Source organism: Oribacterium sp. WCC10, assembly GCF_900113415.1.
Taxonomy (GTDB): domain Bacteria; phylum Bacillota; class Clostridia; order Lachnospirales; family Lachnospiraceae; genus Oribacterium.
Genome location: NZ_FOPH01000010.1, coordinates 54,724 through 71,272, shown reverse-complemented (window position 1 = coordinate 71,272; position 16,549 = coordinate 54,724). Strand labels below are relative to the sequence as shown.

At 44.8% G+C, this 16,549-nt stretch carries 14 protein-coding genes, 1 tRNA gene and 1 pseudogene; 1 reads left to right on the top strand and 15 read right to left on the bottom strand.

The features are described from left to right. Positions 1 to 15: 15 nt before the first annotated feature. The 10 genes from BM294_RS08845 to BM294_RS08800 form a co-directional block, all read right to left on the bottom strand. Complete coding sequence (locus BM294_RS08845; protein ID WP_091207078.1) at positions 16 to 663, bottom strand: potassium channel family protein; 648 nt, start codon at positions 661 to 663, stop codon at positions 16 to 18. A 187-nt stretch (positions 664 to 850) separates the two neighbouring features. After that, the gene (locus tag BM294_RS08840; RefSeq protein WP_442950776.1) at positions 851 to 2,188 is read right to left on the bottom strand and encodes a TrkH family potassium uptake protein; all 1,338 of its coding nucleotides are present in this window, start codon (positions 2,186 to 2,188) and stop codon (positions 851 to 853) included. Between the two features lie 169 nt (positions 2,189 to 2,357). Continuing rightward, positions 2,358 to 2,717: a tyrosine-type recombinase/integrase gene (locus tag BM294_RS16825; RefSeq protein ID WP_442950777.1), complete on the bottom strand. Its 360-nt coding sequence runs from the start codon at positions 2,715 to 2,717 to the stop codon at positions 2,358 to 2,360. A gap of 123 nt (positions 2,718 to 2,840) precedes the next feature. Further along, positions 2,841 to 2,913, bottom strand: a tRNA-Thr gene (locus tag BM294_RS08830). Between the two features lie 110 nt (positions 2,914 to 3,023). Further along, positions 3,024 to 3,911: a shikimate dehydrogenase gene (gene aroE, locus BM294_RS08825; RefSeq protein ID WP_175494609.1), complete on the bottom strand. Its 888-nt coding sequence runs from the start codon at positions 3,909 to 3,911 to the stop codon at positions 3,024 to 3,026. Positions 3,912 to 3,971: 60 nt separating this feature from the next. Beyond that, on the bottom strand, positions 3,972 to 4,691 hold the full coding sequence (locus BM294_RS08820; protein WP_091207070.1) for a YoaK family protein: 720 nt from the start codon (positions 4,689 to 4,691) through the stop codon (positions 3,972 to 3,974). A 319-nt stretch (positions 4,692 to 5,010) separates the two neighbouring features. Then, a complete protein-coding gene (gene rlmB / locus BM294_RS08815) occupies positions 5,011 to 5,754 on the bottom strand; it encodes a 23S rRNA (guanosine(2251)-2'-O)-methyltransferase RlmB (protein ID WP_091207067.1) in 744 nt (247 codons plus the stop codon). A gap of 53 nt (positions 5,755 to 5,807) precedes the next feature. Next, positions 5,808 to 6,371 carry a Mini-ribonuclease 3 gene (locus tag BM294_RS08810; RefSeq protein WP_242944490.1) on the bottom strand — a complete coding sequence of 188 codons (564 nt, stop codon included), beginning with the start codon at positions 6,369 to 6,371 and terminating at the stop codon, positions 5,808 to 5,810. Positions 6,372 to 6,437: 66 nt separating this feature from the next. Continuing rightward, positions 6,438 to 7,844, bottom strand: coding sequence for a cysteine--tRNA ligase (gene cysS / locus BM294_RS08805; protein WP_091207064.1), 1,407 nt, complete (start codon positions 7,842 to 7,844; stop codon positions 6,438 to 6,440). Positions 7,845 to 8,077: 233 nt separating this feature from the next. Beyond that, on the bottom strand, positions 8,078 to 9,511 hold the full coding sequence (locus BM294_RS08800; protein WP_091207062.1) for a S1C family serine protease: 1,434 nt from the start codon (positions 9,509 to 9,511) through the stop codon (positions 8,078 to 8,080). A 174-nt stretch (positions 9,512 to 9,685) separates the two neighbouring features. On the opposite strand from BM294_RS08800, the gene BM294_RS08795 reads away from it, so the two are divergent. After that, the gene (locus BM294_RS08795; RefSeq protein ID WP_091207059.1) at positions 9,686 to 10,618 is read left to right on the top strand and encodes a diacylglycerol/lipid kinase family protein; all 933 of its coding nucleotides are present in this window, start codon (positions 9,686 to 9,688) and stop codon (positions 10,616 to 10,618) included. Between the two features lie 353 nt (positions 10,619 to 10,971). On the opposite strand, the gene ispF is transcribed toward BM294_RS08795, so the two are convergent. From ispF to ftsE, 5 genes and pseudogenes are all read right to left on the bottom strand, one after another. Continuing rightward, on the bottom strand, positions 10,972 to 11,439 hold the full coding sequence (gene ispF / locus BM294_RS08790) for a 2-C-methyl-D-erythritol 2,4-cyclodiphosphate synthase (protein WP_091207057.1): 468 nt from the start codon (positions 11,437 to 11,439) through the stop codon (positions 10,972 to 10,974). Positions 11,440 to 11,657: 218 nt separating this feature from the next. After that, a complete protein-coding gene (locus BM294_RS08785) occupies positions 11,658 to 13,142 on the bottom strand; it encodes a S41 family peptidase (RefSeq protein WP_139225865.1) in 1,485 nt (494 codons plus the stop codon). Between the two features lie 48 nt (positions 13,143 to 13,190). Beyond that, positions 13,191 to 14,444 (bottom strand): murein hydrolase activator EnvC family protein, encoded by a 1,254-nt coding sequence (locus BM294_RS08780; RefSeq protein WP_091207050.1) that lies wholly within the window; start codon positions 14,442 to 14,444, stop codon positions 13,191 to 13,193. A gap of 2 nt (positions 14,445 to 14,446) precedes the next feature. After that, positions 14,447 to 15,355 carry a cell division protein FtsX gene (locus BM294_RS08775; protein WP_091207183.1) on the bottom strand — a complete coding sequence of 303 codons (909 nt, stop codon included), beginning with the start codon at positions 15,353 to 15,355 and terminating at the stop codon, positions 14,447 to 14,449. 320 nt (positions 15,356 to 15,675) lie between these two features. Further along, positions 15,676 to 16,329, bottom strand: a pseudogene (gene ftsE / locus BM294_RS08770) (cell division ATP-binding protein FtsE); the annotation flags it as partial. Between the last annotated feature and the right edge of the window lie 220 nt (positions 16,330 to 16,549).

The following is a 16,549-nucleotide window of genomic DNA, read 5'->3' as shown; positions in this document are numbered from 1 at the left end:
TATGCTGTTGTGTGGTCACATATGGAAGCATTTTTGGATGGATTTTTGTTCCCCCAGTACCAGCATGGTCTTTCCGCTGTTCAGGATCATCTCAGGTGTGACTGTCAGATTCATCTTGCCGTTTTCCTTTACTGCCATGATGTTAATGCCATATTTTTTTCTTATGTCAATGTTTCCGATGGACTTTCCTTCCCACTCTTTAGGTATGGGTACCTCAAATATAGCATAACTTTCGTCTAGTTTAATATAATCCAGAATATGATCAGAGGCATAACGTATGGCTGCCCACTCGGCTATCTGCTTTTCCGGACTGATGACTTCATCGGCGCCGTTCCTTAAGAGGAACTTTGCCTGCACCTCTCGATCAGCTCTGGATACCACAAGTTTCCCGCCCAGTTCCTTGAGAAGTGAGGTGGTCTCCAGTGAACTCTGAAAATCGCTTCCTATCGTTACGATACAGACGTCAAAATTGTTGATGCCGAGAGAATGTAGGAAAGCTTCGTTGGTACTGTCGCCTATCTGGGCATCCGTAACTATGGGGAGTACGTTGTTTATGCGTTCTTCATCTTTATCTACGGCCATGACTTCATGACCGAGTGAATGGAACTGTCTTGCAAGAAGTGAACCGAAGCGGTTAACGCCTATAAGTAATATTGATTTCATTGTAAAAAGCCTCCTGGTGTGGAGATATTTATCTGTTTCGATTTATCTGAATGTAAATATCTTGCGGTTTTAGTTTTGTGATTCTGTGTAGTTTTAATATGAGACGGGAATCCCGATGTGATAATGAGCATAGGAACTGTTACATGAAATATCAAAACATCCTGATGTTAGCATTAAGAATTTCTGTCTAACCTACATTTATCTTCTCTATGGGGCATCTTGAAACTTCCATGCCGGTACTGTTAACGGCTGCGAAAAGAAGTGTAAGTCCGCCTACTCTGCCGAAGAACATGAGAAGTATGAGTATCATATGTGAAAACATGCTGAGGTTCGGGGTAAGTCCGAGAGACAGTCCGACTGTACCTATGGCTGAAGCCGTTTCAAAGATGCAGGTCTCGATGGGAACATTGTCATAAACACTTATGAGGAAAGCTCCAACAAGGGTGAGATTTATATACATCATCATAAGAGTTGCTGCACTTTTGACGGTGGAATCTTCAATGCGGCGGTCAAACAGCTGAGGGCTCTTCTTTCTCTGTACTATGGCCATGAAATTGGAGCAGAGAACTCCAAGGGTTGTGGTTTTCATACCTCCTGCGGTGGATCCCGGTGAGCCGCCTATAAGCATCAGTATTACTATGAGAGCACGGCTTGCGCTGGACATAAGGGAAAGGTCAAAGGTATTGAAGCCCGCTGTACGTGGGGTTATGGCCTGGAAAAGTGAAAGGCACAGGCGGTGTTTCAACGGTAGCATGGAAAAATCGTAGAAGAAAAATATGGCTGTAGGAACGGTAATAAGCATGAAGGTGGTAGTCAGTATGACTTTGCTCTGCATCCTGTAGCGCTTGAAATTAAGTTTATTAACAGCCATATCATCCCATGTGAGGAAACCTATACCGCCCAAAACGATCAGAAGTGATATGGGAAGTATGATGGTGACATCATCACTTAGTGCTGTTAAGGATGAAAATGCTCCCGACTTGTTGCCCATGAGGTCAAAGCCCGCATTACAGAAGGCCGACACTGAATGGAAAACCGCCATCCAAATGCCCTTTATTCCGAATTTAGAGCAGAATGAAGGCAGCATCATGACAGCTCCTATGGCTTCTGTAAAAAAAGATACCTTAAATATGAAGGCGGTCATCTTAACTATGCCGCCTATATGGTGGGCGGAAATGCTGTCCTGCAGCATGCTCCTTTGAAGTAGAGATATCTTTTTTCCGGAAACAGTTGCTATAAATGCAGTTACGGAAATTATGCCGAGTCCCCCTATCTGTATAAGAAGCATGATAATAAGCTGTCCGAATGCTGACCAGTAGCTTGAGGTATCACGAATTACGAGGCCTGTTACGCAGACAGCTGAAGTTGAGGTAAAAAGAGCCTCTTCCGGTGATGTCCATTGCCCAAGAGCTGATGATACGGGCAGCATAAGAAGCAAGGCACCTATTAATATCACACTAAGAAAACCTATTATTATGATCTGGAAAGAAGTTAGTTTTTTCTCCAGTAACTCTATATTCATCATGATCCTCCGTTATCTTACTGTACTCATATGATACAAAGGATCTGACAAAGATGGTGTTAAGGATATGATAACTGATATTAAGATTGTATTAATGATTTCTCATGCCTTTTGGCAAGGCATGAGGAGAAATCAAAGAAAAAAGGATGTGCCATCTAATGCAACAGCCCCTTTAGACTTGATGCCTTGATATATTTGCAAAGATCTGATTTGCTGCTGTTTGATCCTTTATTCGCTGCGATGCCGTGTATGTGCTGTAGTACTTCGCTGTGGTGTCAACTTTCGCATGTCTAAGATTTCTGCTTACGGCTGATAGTTCCATTCCGTTGTCCATCAGGTATACGCCGTAACTGCCACGTAAGCTATGTGGATGCAAGTCTTTTTCTATACCGCATTCTTTGACCCACCTTTTAAATTTCCGCCTTGCATTGCCGGAGGAAAGAAGTTCGCCCAAAGTATTGGGAAAAATCAAGTCTTCCGGAGATTTTCCTTTTGTGTATCTGTTGAGAATTTGAGTCGCCTCGTCACACAGTATTAAAGAGGACTTACATAACTTTTACGTATCCGGTAATCCGTAAAACAAAAAAGGCCGGAAACCAACGTAAACACGTGGGTTTTCGACCTCAATCTGCATGGAAAAACAGGCAATAAAAAAAGCTGGTAACCGGAATCGGACCGGTGACCTCCGCACTACCAATGCGACGCACTACCGACTGTGCTATACCAGCATGCTCTCAACTGAGAACTTAATAAATCTAGCATAAGAATAGATCAAAGTCAATTGGTATTTTTTTTGCCCTTTATGGTCAGGATCACTCTAAAACAGACCGTAATTTTGTTATATGTTGAAATACTTCTCTTTTACCATCTCAACCGGCATCTTTTGCCCGGTCCAAAGTTCAAACGCAGCAGCGCCCTGATACAGAAGCATGTACATTCCGTTAAATGCTTTAAGTCCGCACTCTTCTGCCATCTCAAGAAGCTTTGTCTTTCGGGGATTATAGATGACATCCGCAACGGCCAGAGGATCTGTCGTTCCTTCGGCGCGGGTTGTAAGCCAGGACTTGTCTTTGATGAGATTTCCATCAACGTTCGGAGCCATGCCCACATTTGTGGCATTGATAAGAAGCACTGACGCTGAAATCTCTTTGCGGAGCACTTCGTCAGTATAATCATAGACTTTGACACTGCAGGATGTACGGTTGTTTAATGTTTCAACCACAGCTTTGGTTCTTTCGCTGAAGCGGCTTCCGGTTCGTTCAAAAACCGAGATTTCTTTTGCGCCGTCAAGGGCCAGCTGAACAAGGACCGCGATGCCTGCTCCGCCGGTGCCGAGAATGGCGACCTTTTTGCCTGTGAAATCAACGCCGGCCTGACGGGCTGATTCTGTGAAGCCTATACCGTCAGTGGTGTGCCCTGTTACGGTTCCGTCCTCTTCTATCACCACGGTATTAACCGATCCTGCGATTTCCGCAGCAGTACTCAGTCTGTCGCAGAGGGATACAGCTTCGGTCTTCAGCGGCATGGTGAGATTGAAACCGCGGACGCCCATCTTTTTAAAACTGTTGAGAATTCCTCCAAGTTCTCCTTCCTTAATGTCAAAGGCCATATAGCTGTAATCGAGATCCAACTGTCTGAAGCCTTCATTGTGCATGGCAGGTGAAAGGCTGTGAGCTACGGGACTGCCTAAAAGGCAGATGAGTCTGGTGTGTCCGGAAATATTCATAATTACTCCAATTAAAAACAATATCTGTACGGATTGTGAGAACAATGGCGTTGGTTTATATCAGTGGCCATGAGGAGTTACATAAAGCCTATCCTTTTCATAGGTTCTGTCTGCGTAGAGAAGCTTGACGAATACGACGAAAAGCACTACGCCGGCGCCCCATATGGAATGAAGTCCCAGGAACCTGCTGAGTAATGTTCCGACCAGAACTCCCATGAAGAAAAGCAGCATCATACTGCCATGCAGTTTCGCTTTTCTCTTGTAGGAATGGTCGTTGCTTCTCAGAAACTTGACCAGGAATGAACCGAACTGTCTCAGATGATTGGTGCAGAAAGTGGTTGCCATTCCGACACCTTCTGCCTGTCTGAAAGTATTGAACTGCATTGCACAGATGAAGTTGAGAGTTATCTGACAGATTTGGTCAGGCCATGATGCAGGCATAAGTCCTAACAAAATTACGGCAAATAGTTCAAAACCCACAAGCAGTGTGTCCCATCGAAGAAAGTGAAATCTTTTTATTTCCTTCGCCCAGATTTCAGACAGCATAGTGCCGCTAAGATATGCCGAAAAAGGAATGAGATAGTATGCGGCTTTGCTGAACTCTCCGTTCCCGATATGCATACTCATGAGTACAATGTTGGCGGTCTGTGCATTACAGAAAACGCCGCCCCTCAGGCAGTAGGTATAAGCACCATAGTATCCGCCGACAAATATGAGAGCCCAAAAGACCCATAATTTTTCACATTCCAGAAATATATCCTTCTCTGTTTTTGCTTCCATTTATTCTATATTCTCCCTAAATGAATGGTTGTCACGGGAAACGAACTAAGCCCTGTACGAAATATCAGGAGCATAGCATAAACTGATTAAAGCAATGTTTCCCTGAAAGTGCTGTTCCAATGCCGGTACGTCGAATCAATCGGCTATACACCGGTGTTCCCTTAGGATACGACTATTTTAAAAAAAAGAAAAGCCGGGTAATATACCCGACTTTCATATCTGCTATGATGTTCTTCATTTTGTGCAAAAGCTTTCATTCGATCGTGATAAAAGACTTGCGATGCTGAAGAAGGCGAATATCCCTGTCTTCAAATAATGATCAGCCGTTAAGTCGCTGTCTCACAATCTCATACGCCAGTACACCGCAGGCAACAGAGGCGTTCAGTGAGTCAATGTCTCCAAACATTGGAATGGATGCAACCATATCACACTTCTCTTTTACAAGACGTGATACACCCTCGCCTTCGTTTCCGATAACGAGACCGATGGCACCTTTAAGGTTGAGACGATACATACTCTCGCCACCCATATCTGCACATACGAACCAGAGACCTTCCTTCTTGAGCTCCTCGATGGTCTGACCGATATTGGTTACCTTGGCAACTCTTGTATGCTCAAGGGCACCTGCTGAAGTTTTGGCAACTGTTGAGGTAAGTCCTACAGCGCGACGCTCGCGAATGATAACGCCGTGAGCACCTGCAAGGTTGGCTGTACGTATCATAGCACCAAGGTTGTGAGGGTCTTCGATTCCGTCGAGAATGAACAGGAACGGACTCTCATTCTTTTCACGGGCATAATCAAGGATATCCTGTACAGTGCTGTAGTGGAATGCCGCAAGATATGCGATAACTCCCTGATGTGATCCCTGTCCGGCTATCTCATCAAGACGTTCTTTCTTTACAAACTCCGGCTTGATTCCGGCCTTCTTTGCTTCTCTTATGATGGTTGAAACAGGGCCATCATGTATTCCATCCTGAAGGAAAAGTCTGTCCACGGTCTTTCCTGCACGGAATGCTTCTATCACCGGATTACGTCCGATGACGGTAAACTGTTCATCTCTCATATGTTGAACCTTTCTATAAAACACAATTCTCCGGGCTGCTTATTTATGTATATTCAATCCGATGCGTCAGATGAATCTGATTGTTTAGCTGCTTTGATCTTTTCGGAAGCAATCTTGTTTTTCCTGGGATTAACATATCCCTGTGTATCCAAAAGCTCCTGAAGATGACCGATTCCGGCGGCTTCAAGCTCGATTAGTCTATCATACTGTTCTGTCAGATAAAGATATCCTAGAAGAGCCTCAAAACCTGTGGCTCGGCGATAATCCTGGATAGAACTGTTCTTACTGTGGGTGCTGGACTTGTGATTTCTTCCGCGTCTGTAAACAGACATCTCATCATCATTGAGTCTGTTCTGTCCTATAAGCCATCCCATGATCTCGGACTGCGCGTGGGCGCATACAAACTCGGTTTTTTTGTGGTTGATGGAATTGACGGAACCCGGGAAGTTTGTAGCCACGTATTCTCTCACTGCAAGGTCGTAAATGCCGTCACCTATATATGCAAGAATAAGCGGGGATGTGGTTTGCACATCCACCGCTTTGATATTCAGCATCTTCTTATAATGTTCAAAATTAGTATTTATCATGTTCTCAAATCTATGCCCGTAAGGTTGCATCAACCTCCGGGAAATCAAATCTGTATAAATGGAATCGCTAGATTTTATCCGGCATACGGATATTTGTCAAGCTCTGCTCCATTTAACACCCTCGCGGGTATCCTTAAGAACGATGCCCATCGCAAGAAGTTTGTCACGGATTTCATCTGCCTTTGCAAAATCCTTAGCTTTTCTTGCGGCCTGTCTCTCCTCGATAAGTTTCTCTACTTCTGAATCAAGATCGTCCTTTTCAACCACTGTTCTGATGCCGAGAACGCCCATGAGAACCTCAAGCTTTGAAAGTACATAGTCGACAAATGCCTTTGTGCTTGACTCATCGGCAGAAACATTGGCAATCTTTACAAGTTCAAAGATAGCTGTGATGGCATCTGCAGTATTGAGATCATCTTCCATCTTCTGGTTGAACATCTCCTGCTGAGCATCAACTGTCTTTGCAGCTTCCTTCTCTGCTTCGGTGAATTCTGTGCCCTGAGCCTTGACACTAAGCTCACGGAGTCTCTCAATGGCAGTCTGTATACGCTCAAGTGATGTCTTTGCGCTGTCCATAAGGTCTCTTGAGAAGTTCAGCGGATTACGGTAATGAGCGCTGAGCATGTAGAAACGGAGTACGCGGGGATCATACTGAGATGTGATGTCACGTACTGTGAAGAAATTGCCTAAGGACTTGGACATCTTCTGGTTGTTAATGTTTATAAATGCATTGTGCATCCAGTAGTTGGCAAACTTTTCGCCGTGAGCCATCTCGTACTGAGCGATCTCATTTTCATGGTGAGGGAAAATAAGATCCTCTCCTCCGGCGTGTATATCAAGGCGACCGCCGCAGTACTTTGGTGCCATAACGCAGCACTCGGTGTGCCAGCCCGGACGTCCCTCGCACCATGGTGACTCCCAGTAAGGCTCACCCGGCTTCTTTGGCTTCCAGAGAACGAAGTCAGTTGAAGTTCTCTTTCCGTCCTCACCGGAAACCTTCAGGTCACGGAAACCTGACTGAAGCTCGTCAATATTCTTGTGGCTGAGCTCGCCGTAGTTCCTGAATGCAGTTGTATCGAAATATACTGTTCCGTCCTGTGCCACATAGGCGCTGTTCTTGTCGATAAGCTCCTTGATGAGATCGATCATGCCCTGAATTTCTTCGGTTGCCTTAGGGTGAACAGCCTCCTCGATATTGAGGTCGGACATATCCTTCTCCACCTCGGCTATATATCTCCTGGTAATGTCGGAGCACTCAACGCCCTCTTCATTAGCCTCTTTGATGATCTTGTCATCTACGTCTGTGTAGTTTGAAACGTAGGTTACTTTGTATCCCTGATATTCCATGAATCGTCTGAAAGTATCAAATACGATCATCGGACGGGCGTTACCGATATGGATAAAATTGTATACCGTAGGACCACACACATACATGCGGATCTTTCCTGGCTCTATCGGTTTGAATTCTTCCTTCATGCGTGACATGGTATTAAATATCTTCATAATTATCTCCTCTGCTTTGGGAAGGCTTTATCATAAGGATATTTCCCAAGGCTACATGGACTTTATTGTAATATTTTAGAGTTTTACAGTCAATATAAGAACAAACAGCTTGAACATTCATGCAGGCGTAACAGCACAGCCGGGGGGCATTAGCTTCTTTTGCTTAACTGTAACGAAAGCAGTGCATATATGAAAAATGAGCCCGGACAATAGTCCGAACTCATTTTAGGTGATTATCTCTGGTACTGATTTATGAAATCCTGGAATGCCTTAAGAATATCATCCTGTGATAAACCATTGTTGCCATTATTCTGGTTTCCGGAATCACCGTTGTTTTCGTTGCTGTTGCCTGAGCCGTTGTTTCCGTCTGAACCATCATTTCTTGAGAAAGGATCATTGGCTGAGGAACCGTCCTTATCTGTAGAAGCTGAAGTGTCGGCCGAGCCGAGAACGACGTCGACATTAAGCTCATCGTACTTGTCTCCGTTAGGTCTCTGAACGGTTACTGTAACCTTCTCTCCTGCGCGGTACTTTGAAAGAACAGTTGAAAGTTCGTTGAAGTTTGTTACGCCCTGACCGTTAACTGCGGTAATGATGTCCTTTTCGTGAAGGTCGCTGTTCTGTGCATTCGATCCCTCTGTGTATTTATAAACGAATACACCCTGAGGCATACCGAAGCTTTCTGCTGTCTGTGCATCGATATTCTTAACCTTTACACCGAGATATCCGCGCTCTTCCTTTGGTACGTCTTCGCGGGTTTCAAGTGTTGACAGATTTTCAACTACTCTCTTTGCGAGTGATGAAGGGATGGAGTAACCCATGCCTTCAATGGATGTTGAAGTGTACTTGGCAACATTGATACCGATGACTTCACCCTTCATATTGAGGAGCGCACCGCCGGAGTTACCCGGGTTGATGGCTGCATCTGTCTGAAGAAGTCCTGAACGTGTACCCTTTGTGGTAGAGACATCTCTGTCCTTCGCGGAAATGATTCCGGTTGTAACTGACTGGCCATAACCGAGAGCATTACCGATTGCTACTACCTGATCACCTACTTCCATGGCATCACTGTCTCCGAGAGTTGCTATGGAGATGGATTCCAATGTCTTTGTCGGGATGTTCTCAAGCTTGATGGAAATGACGGCAAGGTCTGCGGCTGAATCAGTGCCCTTGATGGCTGCATCAACAGTCTCGGAATCGTTGAAGGTTACGGAAAGAGACTCTGAAGATGAAACCACATGGTTATTGGTGAGAATAAGAAGCTCTGTGTCGTTCTTTCCGATGATGACACCGGAACCGCTTGCCGGAACCTCTGTTTCATAACTCTGGAAATCTCCGAAAATGGAAAAACCGTTCTGTCTGTACTTGACCATATTGGTGATGGCAACTACGGAAGGCATGGCGTCCTTTGCTACTTTGGTAACACTGCTCATAGTTGCGGTCGGTTGTGACTGCTGAATTTTGGGAGTATTGTCAGTGCTTTCTGCCGCTGTGCTTTCCGGCTGGGTAAAAGTCTGTGTTTCGCTCTGTGACTGATTGTTCTTAGCAACAGACTGTTCATATAAGATACCGGCCTTCTGGGCGGCAACATTGACACCGACCATGGAAGCTCCGGCTACAACACCGAACAAAAGCGCTCCGGCTACAATTCCTGCTATTCGTTTCATTCTCGCTAACCCTCCTGAAACTAAATCCAATAATAACGCTATGTTTGTATCATACTTATATTCTGTGTTCAATTTGTGTCTAAGAAGATATTAATTCTGACATATTTAACAGTCTTTTTAGAAATAAAAAGAATTTTTGATGCTATACTCTGTTTGTTGAAACTTGGAGGTTAAATGTATTATTTCATCGTAAATCCGCAGTCGTCCAATGGCCGTGGACGCAAGATCTGGGATAAGGTTCTCAGACATTTGAACAAAACAAAAAACGCATCGAACTTTGAAGCATATATCACTGAGAAAAGCGGAGACGCGAGGGAATTTGCTCATCAATTATCTTTGAAATGTCAGGACGCAAAGACCATCACAGTTATCGGGGGTGAAGGAACCCTTAACGAAGTAGTTGATGGTATCAATATGGATAGCAACAGGATATCCATCGCATATATTCCTACAAAAACTGACAATGATATCGCCCGTTCATTCCGTAGAAAGTACAACCTGAAAGCGCAGTTGAAAAGACTTTTTACCGATTCGGATGAGATACTTCTGGATTATGGTGTTTTGAACTGCCCATCCATGAATCGAAGATTTGCCATCAGTTCCGGAGCGGGAATCGATGCAGCGATTTTTAACGATCTGTATGATGCAAAGTGCAGATCAGGTAAGCGGAGCAGACGCTTTTTTCAGCTTAGAAAACTTTTATATATAAAGACATTCATGAGGGAGTTCTTTAAAGTTAAGCCTACCAAAGGATATGTGGTGCTTGACGGGGAGAAAAAACACGAATTCAACAACATTCTCTTCATATCCGCTCATGTTCATCCTTATGAAGGTGGTTACAAGGTTTGTCCGGATGCCAGTGGTGAAGATGGATGTCTTGATGTATGCATCGTCAGCACCAGACACAAGTGGCGTCTTCTGTGGATCATGTTTTCCAGTGTTTACGGGCAGCATGTGACGAGAACCGGAGTGCATCTCTACAGATGTCGTGAGATCGAGGTTCATACCAACAAGCCGTTGCCGGTTCATGTGGATGGGGAGTCGGCCGGTAAGCAGAGCGATTTCACGCTTAATTGCATTCCGAAGAAGCTTAAACTGAGACTGTGATTTTAGTATTGAACTGAAGAAATAAAAAAAGAAAATGTATGATCGTTCAGCCGGTGATTGAGTAAGTTTGAACCAGAGGGTATCGATTAAAAAACGAGGCGCTTCGACAAAAAAATCTAAAACAGCTCCCCTATGAACCACTAGGTCCTCGGCAGTTTCTGAGTTTTCCTGAGGAAAACTCAGAATTGCCGAAGGAATCAAGGAAAAATATCCAAGTGATTCTAAGAGGAGCTGTTTTGATTTTTTAAGCCTTAGCTTAACGTTTTTTAATTGATGTCCTTTGGTTCTGACCAGAACTCAATCACCGGCTATATTGTTACGAAAATGTCACTGTTCGAAATTTTCGCTTTTTTTCAGTTCAGTAATGCTACGGCCTGAGAGCTGATTCCTTCACCTCTTCCTGTGAAGCCGAGGTGCTCTTCTGTTGTGGCTTTTATGGATACCTGATTGAGTTCAAGTCCCAAAGCGTTAGCAACATTTTTCCTCATCTCAGGAAGATAATTCATAAGCTTTGGCTTCTGAGCGATGATGGTAGAATCGATATTGCCGATCGTATAGCCTTCTTTCGCAAGTATCCTGCCGACTTCCTGTAAAAGTCTGATGGAGTCTGCCCCTTCATACTTCGGGTCATTGTCAGGGAAATGCTGCCCTATATCACCAAGAGCTGCTGCTCCTAAAAGCGCATCCATGATGGCATGAGTGATGACATCTGCATCACTGTGTCCGTCAAGGCCAAGCTCATAAGGAACTGTGACGCCGCCAAGGATAAGCTTGCGATTCGGAACTAATTTGTGTACGTCGTAGCCGGTACCTATTCTCATATAAAATCCTCCGTTTCACTTTTTACACTCACTGATGATGCTGAGCACGTACACATTTGGGTGTAATGTGCTCAGCATCATCATAATATAATAGATGAAAGTGCCAAATCAATAGCTTGCGCAATGATTTGACACTCCTTTAAAAATGCTGTTTTCTTCTGCTCCGGTTTTGCGGATTTCAAACCGCATGTCTCTGATAATCCGTACAGTGTCTTATATTAATGAACTTCTCCATCCAGAATCGATACAGCCTTCTGAAGCTGAACGTCGTCATTGAGAGAAACCATATATTCATCCGCAGTCTCTCCCATCTCTACTGTGACATCCGGTGTGATGCCGATCTTGTGAATGTTGAGACCGGAAGGAATGTAATAGTAATGGGTTGTGAACTCAACGGCAGAACCGTCCTGCAAAGTAGTGATGCTCTGGACTATTCCCTTACCGTAAGACTGTGTTCCAACAACCGTCGCTACACCGTAATCCTGAAGGCATCCTGAGAAAAGCTCTGATGCAGAAGCGGAATTCTGATTCTGAAGTATGACGATAGGAATGTTGATCTCGTGACCGTCACCTGCATACCACTCCTGTCCCTTTCCTAACTTGTTCCTTGTGTATGCGAACAATGTCTTGCCCTGCTGGAATTCACTCTTTCCGTCTGTGAAGTTAGTCAGATCGTCAGGAAGAATATAGTCAAGAAGAGATGCCGCAACTTCGATATCTCCGCCCGGATTGCCTCTCAGGTCAATGATAAGTGAACTGATGTGAGCATTGTTTATCAGGTCATCAAGCGCAGCTTTTGTCTGCTTGCCCTCTGCTGAGTAGAAATTGGCGAATGAGATATATCCTATCTCGTCGGCGTGTGTCGCATTGATTCCGAATTCTGAAAGAGTTCCGTAGGCCACGCGAGGAATCTCGACGTCAGCTCTTGTGATACGCATGGTCACTTCTTTGCCGTCACGTTTGACGACGCACTCAAAGGAAGTTCCCAGATCGCCCTGAATCAGATTCTCCACAACATAGGACAGTGTCATATCTGACACGTCAATGCCATTGATCTTGTACAGGACATCCCCGATCTGCATGCCTGCAGTTTCTGCAGGACTTCCGGGATAGATATTGATGACCAGTATCTCATTGGTATCTTCAAGCTGGTGAACACCGGCGCCTATACCATAGTAGGTTCCGTTTTGCTGAGACTTTCGCTCGTTCATCTCTTCTGCACTATAGTAGTGTGCATACGGATCCTCGTCCGTCAGGGATGCAAGGAAACCCTTGTAGATATAGGTTGCAGCCTTATCGGCATCTTCCGGGAAGAGGTAGTTCTGATCGATGAGAGTCTGAAGTATGCCAAGCTTTCTTGTTACTGCAGCCATTTTGAGAGAACCTGCAGTCTGTTCTGATACGGAATCTGCCTCTCCTGCGGCACCGTTTTCTGCAGTATGTCCGTTATCTCCCGCTTCCAGTTCAGAAATGCTTGCAAGGGACATGGATGCATTTCCCGTGCCGTGGTGAATTATGTAATCGTTAATGAACGGCGGGAACCCAAAGAAATATACATAGAATGTACTTCCTCCTATGACAAACATGATGATGAGTCCCAGGATAAAACCGTAAACGAAATCAAAATTACCAAATAGCGGCTTCTTAGGTTTGCTGTTTACTTTTTCGTTTGTTTCAGTTGGATTTATATCGTTATTTTCCATGATATCATTATATGTTGGATCTTTTATGGGATGCAATGGTCAAAATGCTTATAAATAATTGCCCGGATTCACATAAGTTCCGTCTTTTCTGATTCCGAAGTGAAGGTGTGGACCGGTCGAATAGCCTGTTGAACCTACAGCTCCGATGACATCGCCCTGAGAAACTTCGTCACCTTCCGAGACATTAAGCTTTGACATATGCATGTAAACGGTATAAGTGCTGCTGCCGTGGCTTATCATAATGTAGTTGCCGGCACTTGCGGAATAAGTTGCGATAACCACCTTTCCACCTGCAGCTGCGATGACATTGGAGCCGGTGGAAGCGGCAATGTCTATACCCTTGTGATAGGTGCTGGCACCCTCGGTGGGTGATTCTCTTGAACCGAATTCACTGGAAATTCTGCTGCTTGAAGGAACGGGCCAGGTGAAACCGCCGGTCATGGTCCGGGTTTTCTGTGAAGAGCCGGATTCCTTTGCTTTTTTGCGGGCTTCTTCCTCCTGCCTTTCAATCTCACGTTCCATGGCCTCGATATTGGCTTCCTGAGCACGAATGTCGGCATTTAGATCATCGATCTTATCCTGCTGCTCTGCTATTTCGCTCTGGGCTTTTGAAATCTTCCTGTTGTAGGCAGTGAGTTCTGCTGTTTTCTGGTCGAGAAGTGCCTGAATACTCTGCTGTTTTGCCAGCTCCTGAGCCTGAAGATCGGCCAGCTGGGCATTCTCTGCCTGAAGCTGGGTCTGTGTGTCGGTTACAAGCTGCTTTGTTTCTTCGAATTCGCTGAGCTTGGTGCGATCGTATTTTGTTATCTTGTGAATGTATTCGGCTTTGTTCAGAAGATCTGACCAGCTTGTGGCATTCAGTATCATGTCAATGAAATTGGTATCACCTTTTTCGTACATGAATTTGATGCGAAGTTTCATGCTGGCATACTGGTCTGATGCAGTCTGTGTTGCGGCGGCAAGCTGTTCCTGAGTGAACTGGATATCCAGCTGTTTTTGAGCGATTGAGGCATTGACGGCTATAAGTTCGTTGGTGATCTCCGTCATATTTTTGTCGAGAGCTGTGATGTAGGAAGCGGTATCTGCCTTAAGCTCTTTGAGTTCGTCAATCTTTTTGTTGACCTTTTTCTGCTCTTCTGCAAGAGCGTCTATTTTTTCCTTGTTTTCGTCTATTTTCTGTTTTGACGAATTTATGGATTGCTTCTCCTTCTCCGCCGAAAAGCCCGGAACAGAGGTCAGGGTGATGGTCAGCATCAATGCCGTCATCTTAAGTATTATTCTCTTATATCGTTTATGTTTCATATTCAGACTTTCAATGACTTTCTTATGGTGAAGAATGATACGACAAATCCCACGCCGACGCCGAGTCCCATCGCTACGGCAATCATGGCAGGAAAGATCGAGGCTATGGGTATGGGTGAGAAAAGTGTACTGATGCTGACGAAGCGCTCGTTAACGTAAGTCACTGCCTTCTCATAAATAAGATATATTCCGATAAGAGGAATGGCTGCACCGGTAAATCCAAGCACAACTCCTTCAACAAGGAAAGGAAGTCGTATCATGAAGTTTGTGGCACCTATTATCTTCATGATCTCATTTTCTCTGCGGCGGAACTGAGCTGCAACAGAAATGGTATTGGAGATCAGAAAAACGGAAACTGCCAGAAGAACACTTATTATCACGGCACTAAGTGATGAAATGATGCGGTTCAGGGAACTTAGGCCCTTTACGGCAGCATTGGAATAGTTCACCTGTCTTACGCCGTCAAGGCTGTAAAGCCAGTCAACTATACTTTGCTGGTCCCGGATATTGTTTAAGAATATCTCGTAACTCTGGGATCCGGAAAGAGGATTATCTTCTGCAAATGCCTGAGCCATAAGTTCATTGTTGTTAAAATAATCCGACTTGAATTCGTTCCATGCATCGTCAGCCGATGTGTAGTTTGCGCTTTTTATCTCCGGCTTTTCCGAGATGAGTTTTCCGATTTCTTCAACCTGTTCCTGAGCTATATCGTCATCAAAAAAAACAGTGATTCCAACTGTAGTCTCTGCTTTCTTTGCCATACTCTGAACATTGGTGACGATGGCGAAGAAAAGACAGAACAGGAAAATGCAGGCTGCGATAGTTGCTGTTGATGCAGCCGAAAACAGTTTGTTGTGAAGTATGTTTTTGAATCCGGAGCGAATGCAGTAGCTCCATGCGTTTCCTTTCATGATCATGCATTCTCCTTTCTGGATTTATGAGGCCGGCGATGATTTCCGCGAAGTCCCTTTGAAGGCTTTCTGACAGGTGCTTCTTCAATCCAGTCATCCATTGACCACTCAAGAGAAGTATTATCCTGTGCCGGACCTTCTGATGGTGCTGTGGCTGCTTGAGAAGTGGCTTTCCCGGATGATTCCTGTGTGTCATCTTCGACAGGCTCTTCGACAGGAGATTCAGGGCTTTCTGAGTCGGATTCATGAGATGGTTCAGGTTGTGCATGGTCATCAGGGAGCGGATCGTCAAAATAGTAGTCACTGTCCCCGGATATTTCGTCTGATACTATCTGTCCGAAAGAAATGCGTACAGTGCGCTTCCTCATGCGGGCAACCATCTCGCGGTCATGAGTGATTACAATGACAGTGGTGCCCTGTTCGTTTATACGCTCAAGCAGTTTCATGACTTCGGAAGCATTTTCGTGGTCAAGATTACCTGTGGGCTCATCGGCAATAAGGATCTCAGGACGATTTACCAGTGCGCGCGCAATAGCGGTTCTTTGTTGTTCACCTCCGCTTAACTGATGCGGATATGAGTTTCTCTTGGCGTCGATTCCTGTGAGATGCATGATCCTTGTGACGTTCTCACGGATTTCGTCATCGGTTTTTCCTATGATAAGTTGGGCAAAGCCAATGTTTTCGTACACTGTCCGGTCTTCAAGAAGTCTGAAATCCTGGAAAACAACGCCGAGACGCCGACGATAGCCGGGGATGTGGCGGCGACGGAGCTTCCCGAGATCGGTATCATTTACTGTGATACTGCCCTCGTCAGGATCCAGTTCCTTGGTCAGAAGACGTACAAGTGTGGACTTTCCTGAACCGCTTCGTCCTACGATGAAGCAGAATTCACCATCCTGTATGGTGAGATTTATATTTCGAAGTGCTGCAACTCCGGTGCTATATGTCTTGGAGACATTTTCGATTTTTATCATAAGGTAATGGTCTTTCTAATATGGGAAATGATGTGTGGACTTGTTACAAAGTCTATCTTTTGCTTTTGTCCAGGCACAGGCAGAAGATAGACTTTGTGACACTGTATCATAATACAAAAAAGCCGGCTAAGGTGTAAACACCAATAACCGACTTTTGATATTTCAATTCTCTTAAAAAGATGTAAGGGTTAAAGTGCTTTCTTAAGCATTGAACCGCACA

What these genes read in the sequence shown, in the direction of transcription:
- aroE (WP_175494609.1), bottom strand. Translation starts at nt 3,911, where the DNA reads ATGAATATTTCCGGACACACCAGACTCATCTGCCTTTTAGGCAGTCCC.
- cysS (WP_091207064.1), bottom strand. Translation starts at nt 7,844, where the DNA reads ATGAAGATATTTAATACCATGTCACGCATGAAGGAAGAATTCAAACCG.
- BM294_RS08775 (WP_091207183.1), bottom strand. Translation starts at nt 15,355, where the DNA reads ATGAAAGGAAACGCATGGAGCTACTGCATTCGCTCCGGATTCAAAAAC.
- BM294_RS08840 (WP_442950776.1), bottom strand. Translation starts at nt 2,188, where the DNA reads ATGATGAATATAGAGTTACTGGAGAAAAAACTAACTTCTTTCCAGATC.
- rlmB (WP_091207067.1), bottom strand. Translation starts at nt 5,754, where the DNA reads ATGAGAGATGAACAGTTTACCGTCATCGGACGTAATCCGGTGATAGAA.
- BM294_RS08780 (WP_091207050.1), bottom strand. Translation starts at nt 14,444, where the DNA reads ATGAAACATAAACGATATAAGAGAATAATACTTAAGATGACGGCATTG.
- BM294_RS08785 (WP_139225865.1), bottom strand. Translation starts at nt 13,142, where the DNA reads ATGGAAAATAACGATATAAATCCAACTGAAACAAACGAAAAAGTAAAC.
- ispF (WP_091207057.1), bottom strand. Translation starts at nt 11,439, where the DNA reads ATGAGAATAGGTACCGGCTACGACGTACACAAATTAGTTCCGAATCGC.
- BM294_RS08795 (WP_091207059.1), top strand. Translation starts at nt 9,686, where the DNA reads ATGTATTATTTCATCGTAAATCCGCAGTCGTCCAATGGCCGTGGACGC.
- BM294_RS08810 (WP_242944490.1), bottom strand. Translation starts at nt 6,371, where the DNA reads ATGCAACCTTACGGGCATAGATTTGAGAACATGATAAATACTAATTTT.
- BM294_RS08845 (WP_091207078.1), bottom strand. Translation starts at nt 663, where the DNA reads ATGAAATCAATATTACTTATAGGCGTTAACCGCTTCGGTTCACTTCTT.
- BM294_RS08820 (WP_091207070.1), bottom strand. Translation starts at nt 4,691, where the DNA reads ATGGAAGCAAAAACAGAGAAGGATATATTTCTGGAATGTGAAAAATTA.
- BM294_RS08800 (WP_091207062.1), bottom strand. Translation starts at nt 9,511, where the DNA reads ATGAAACGAATAGCAGGAATTGTAGCCGGAGCGCTTTTGTTCGGTGTT.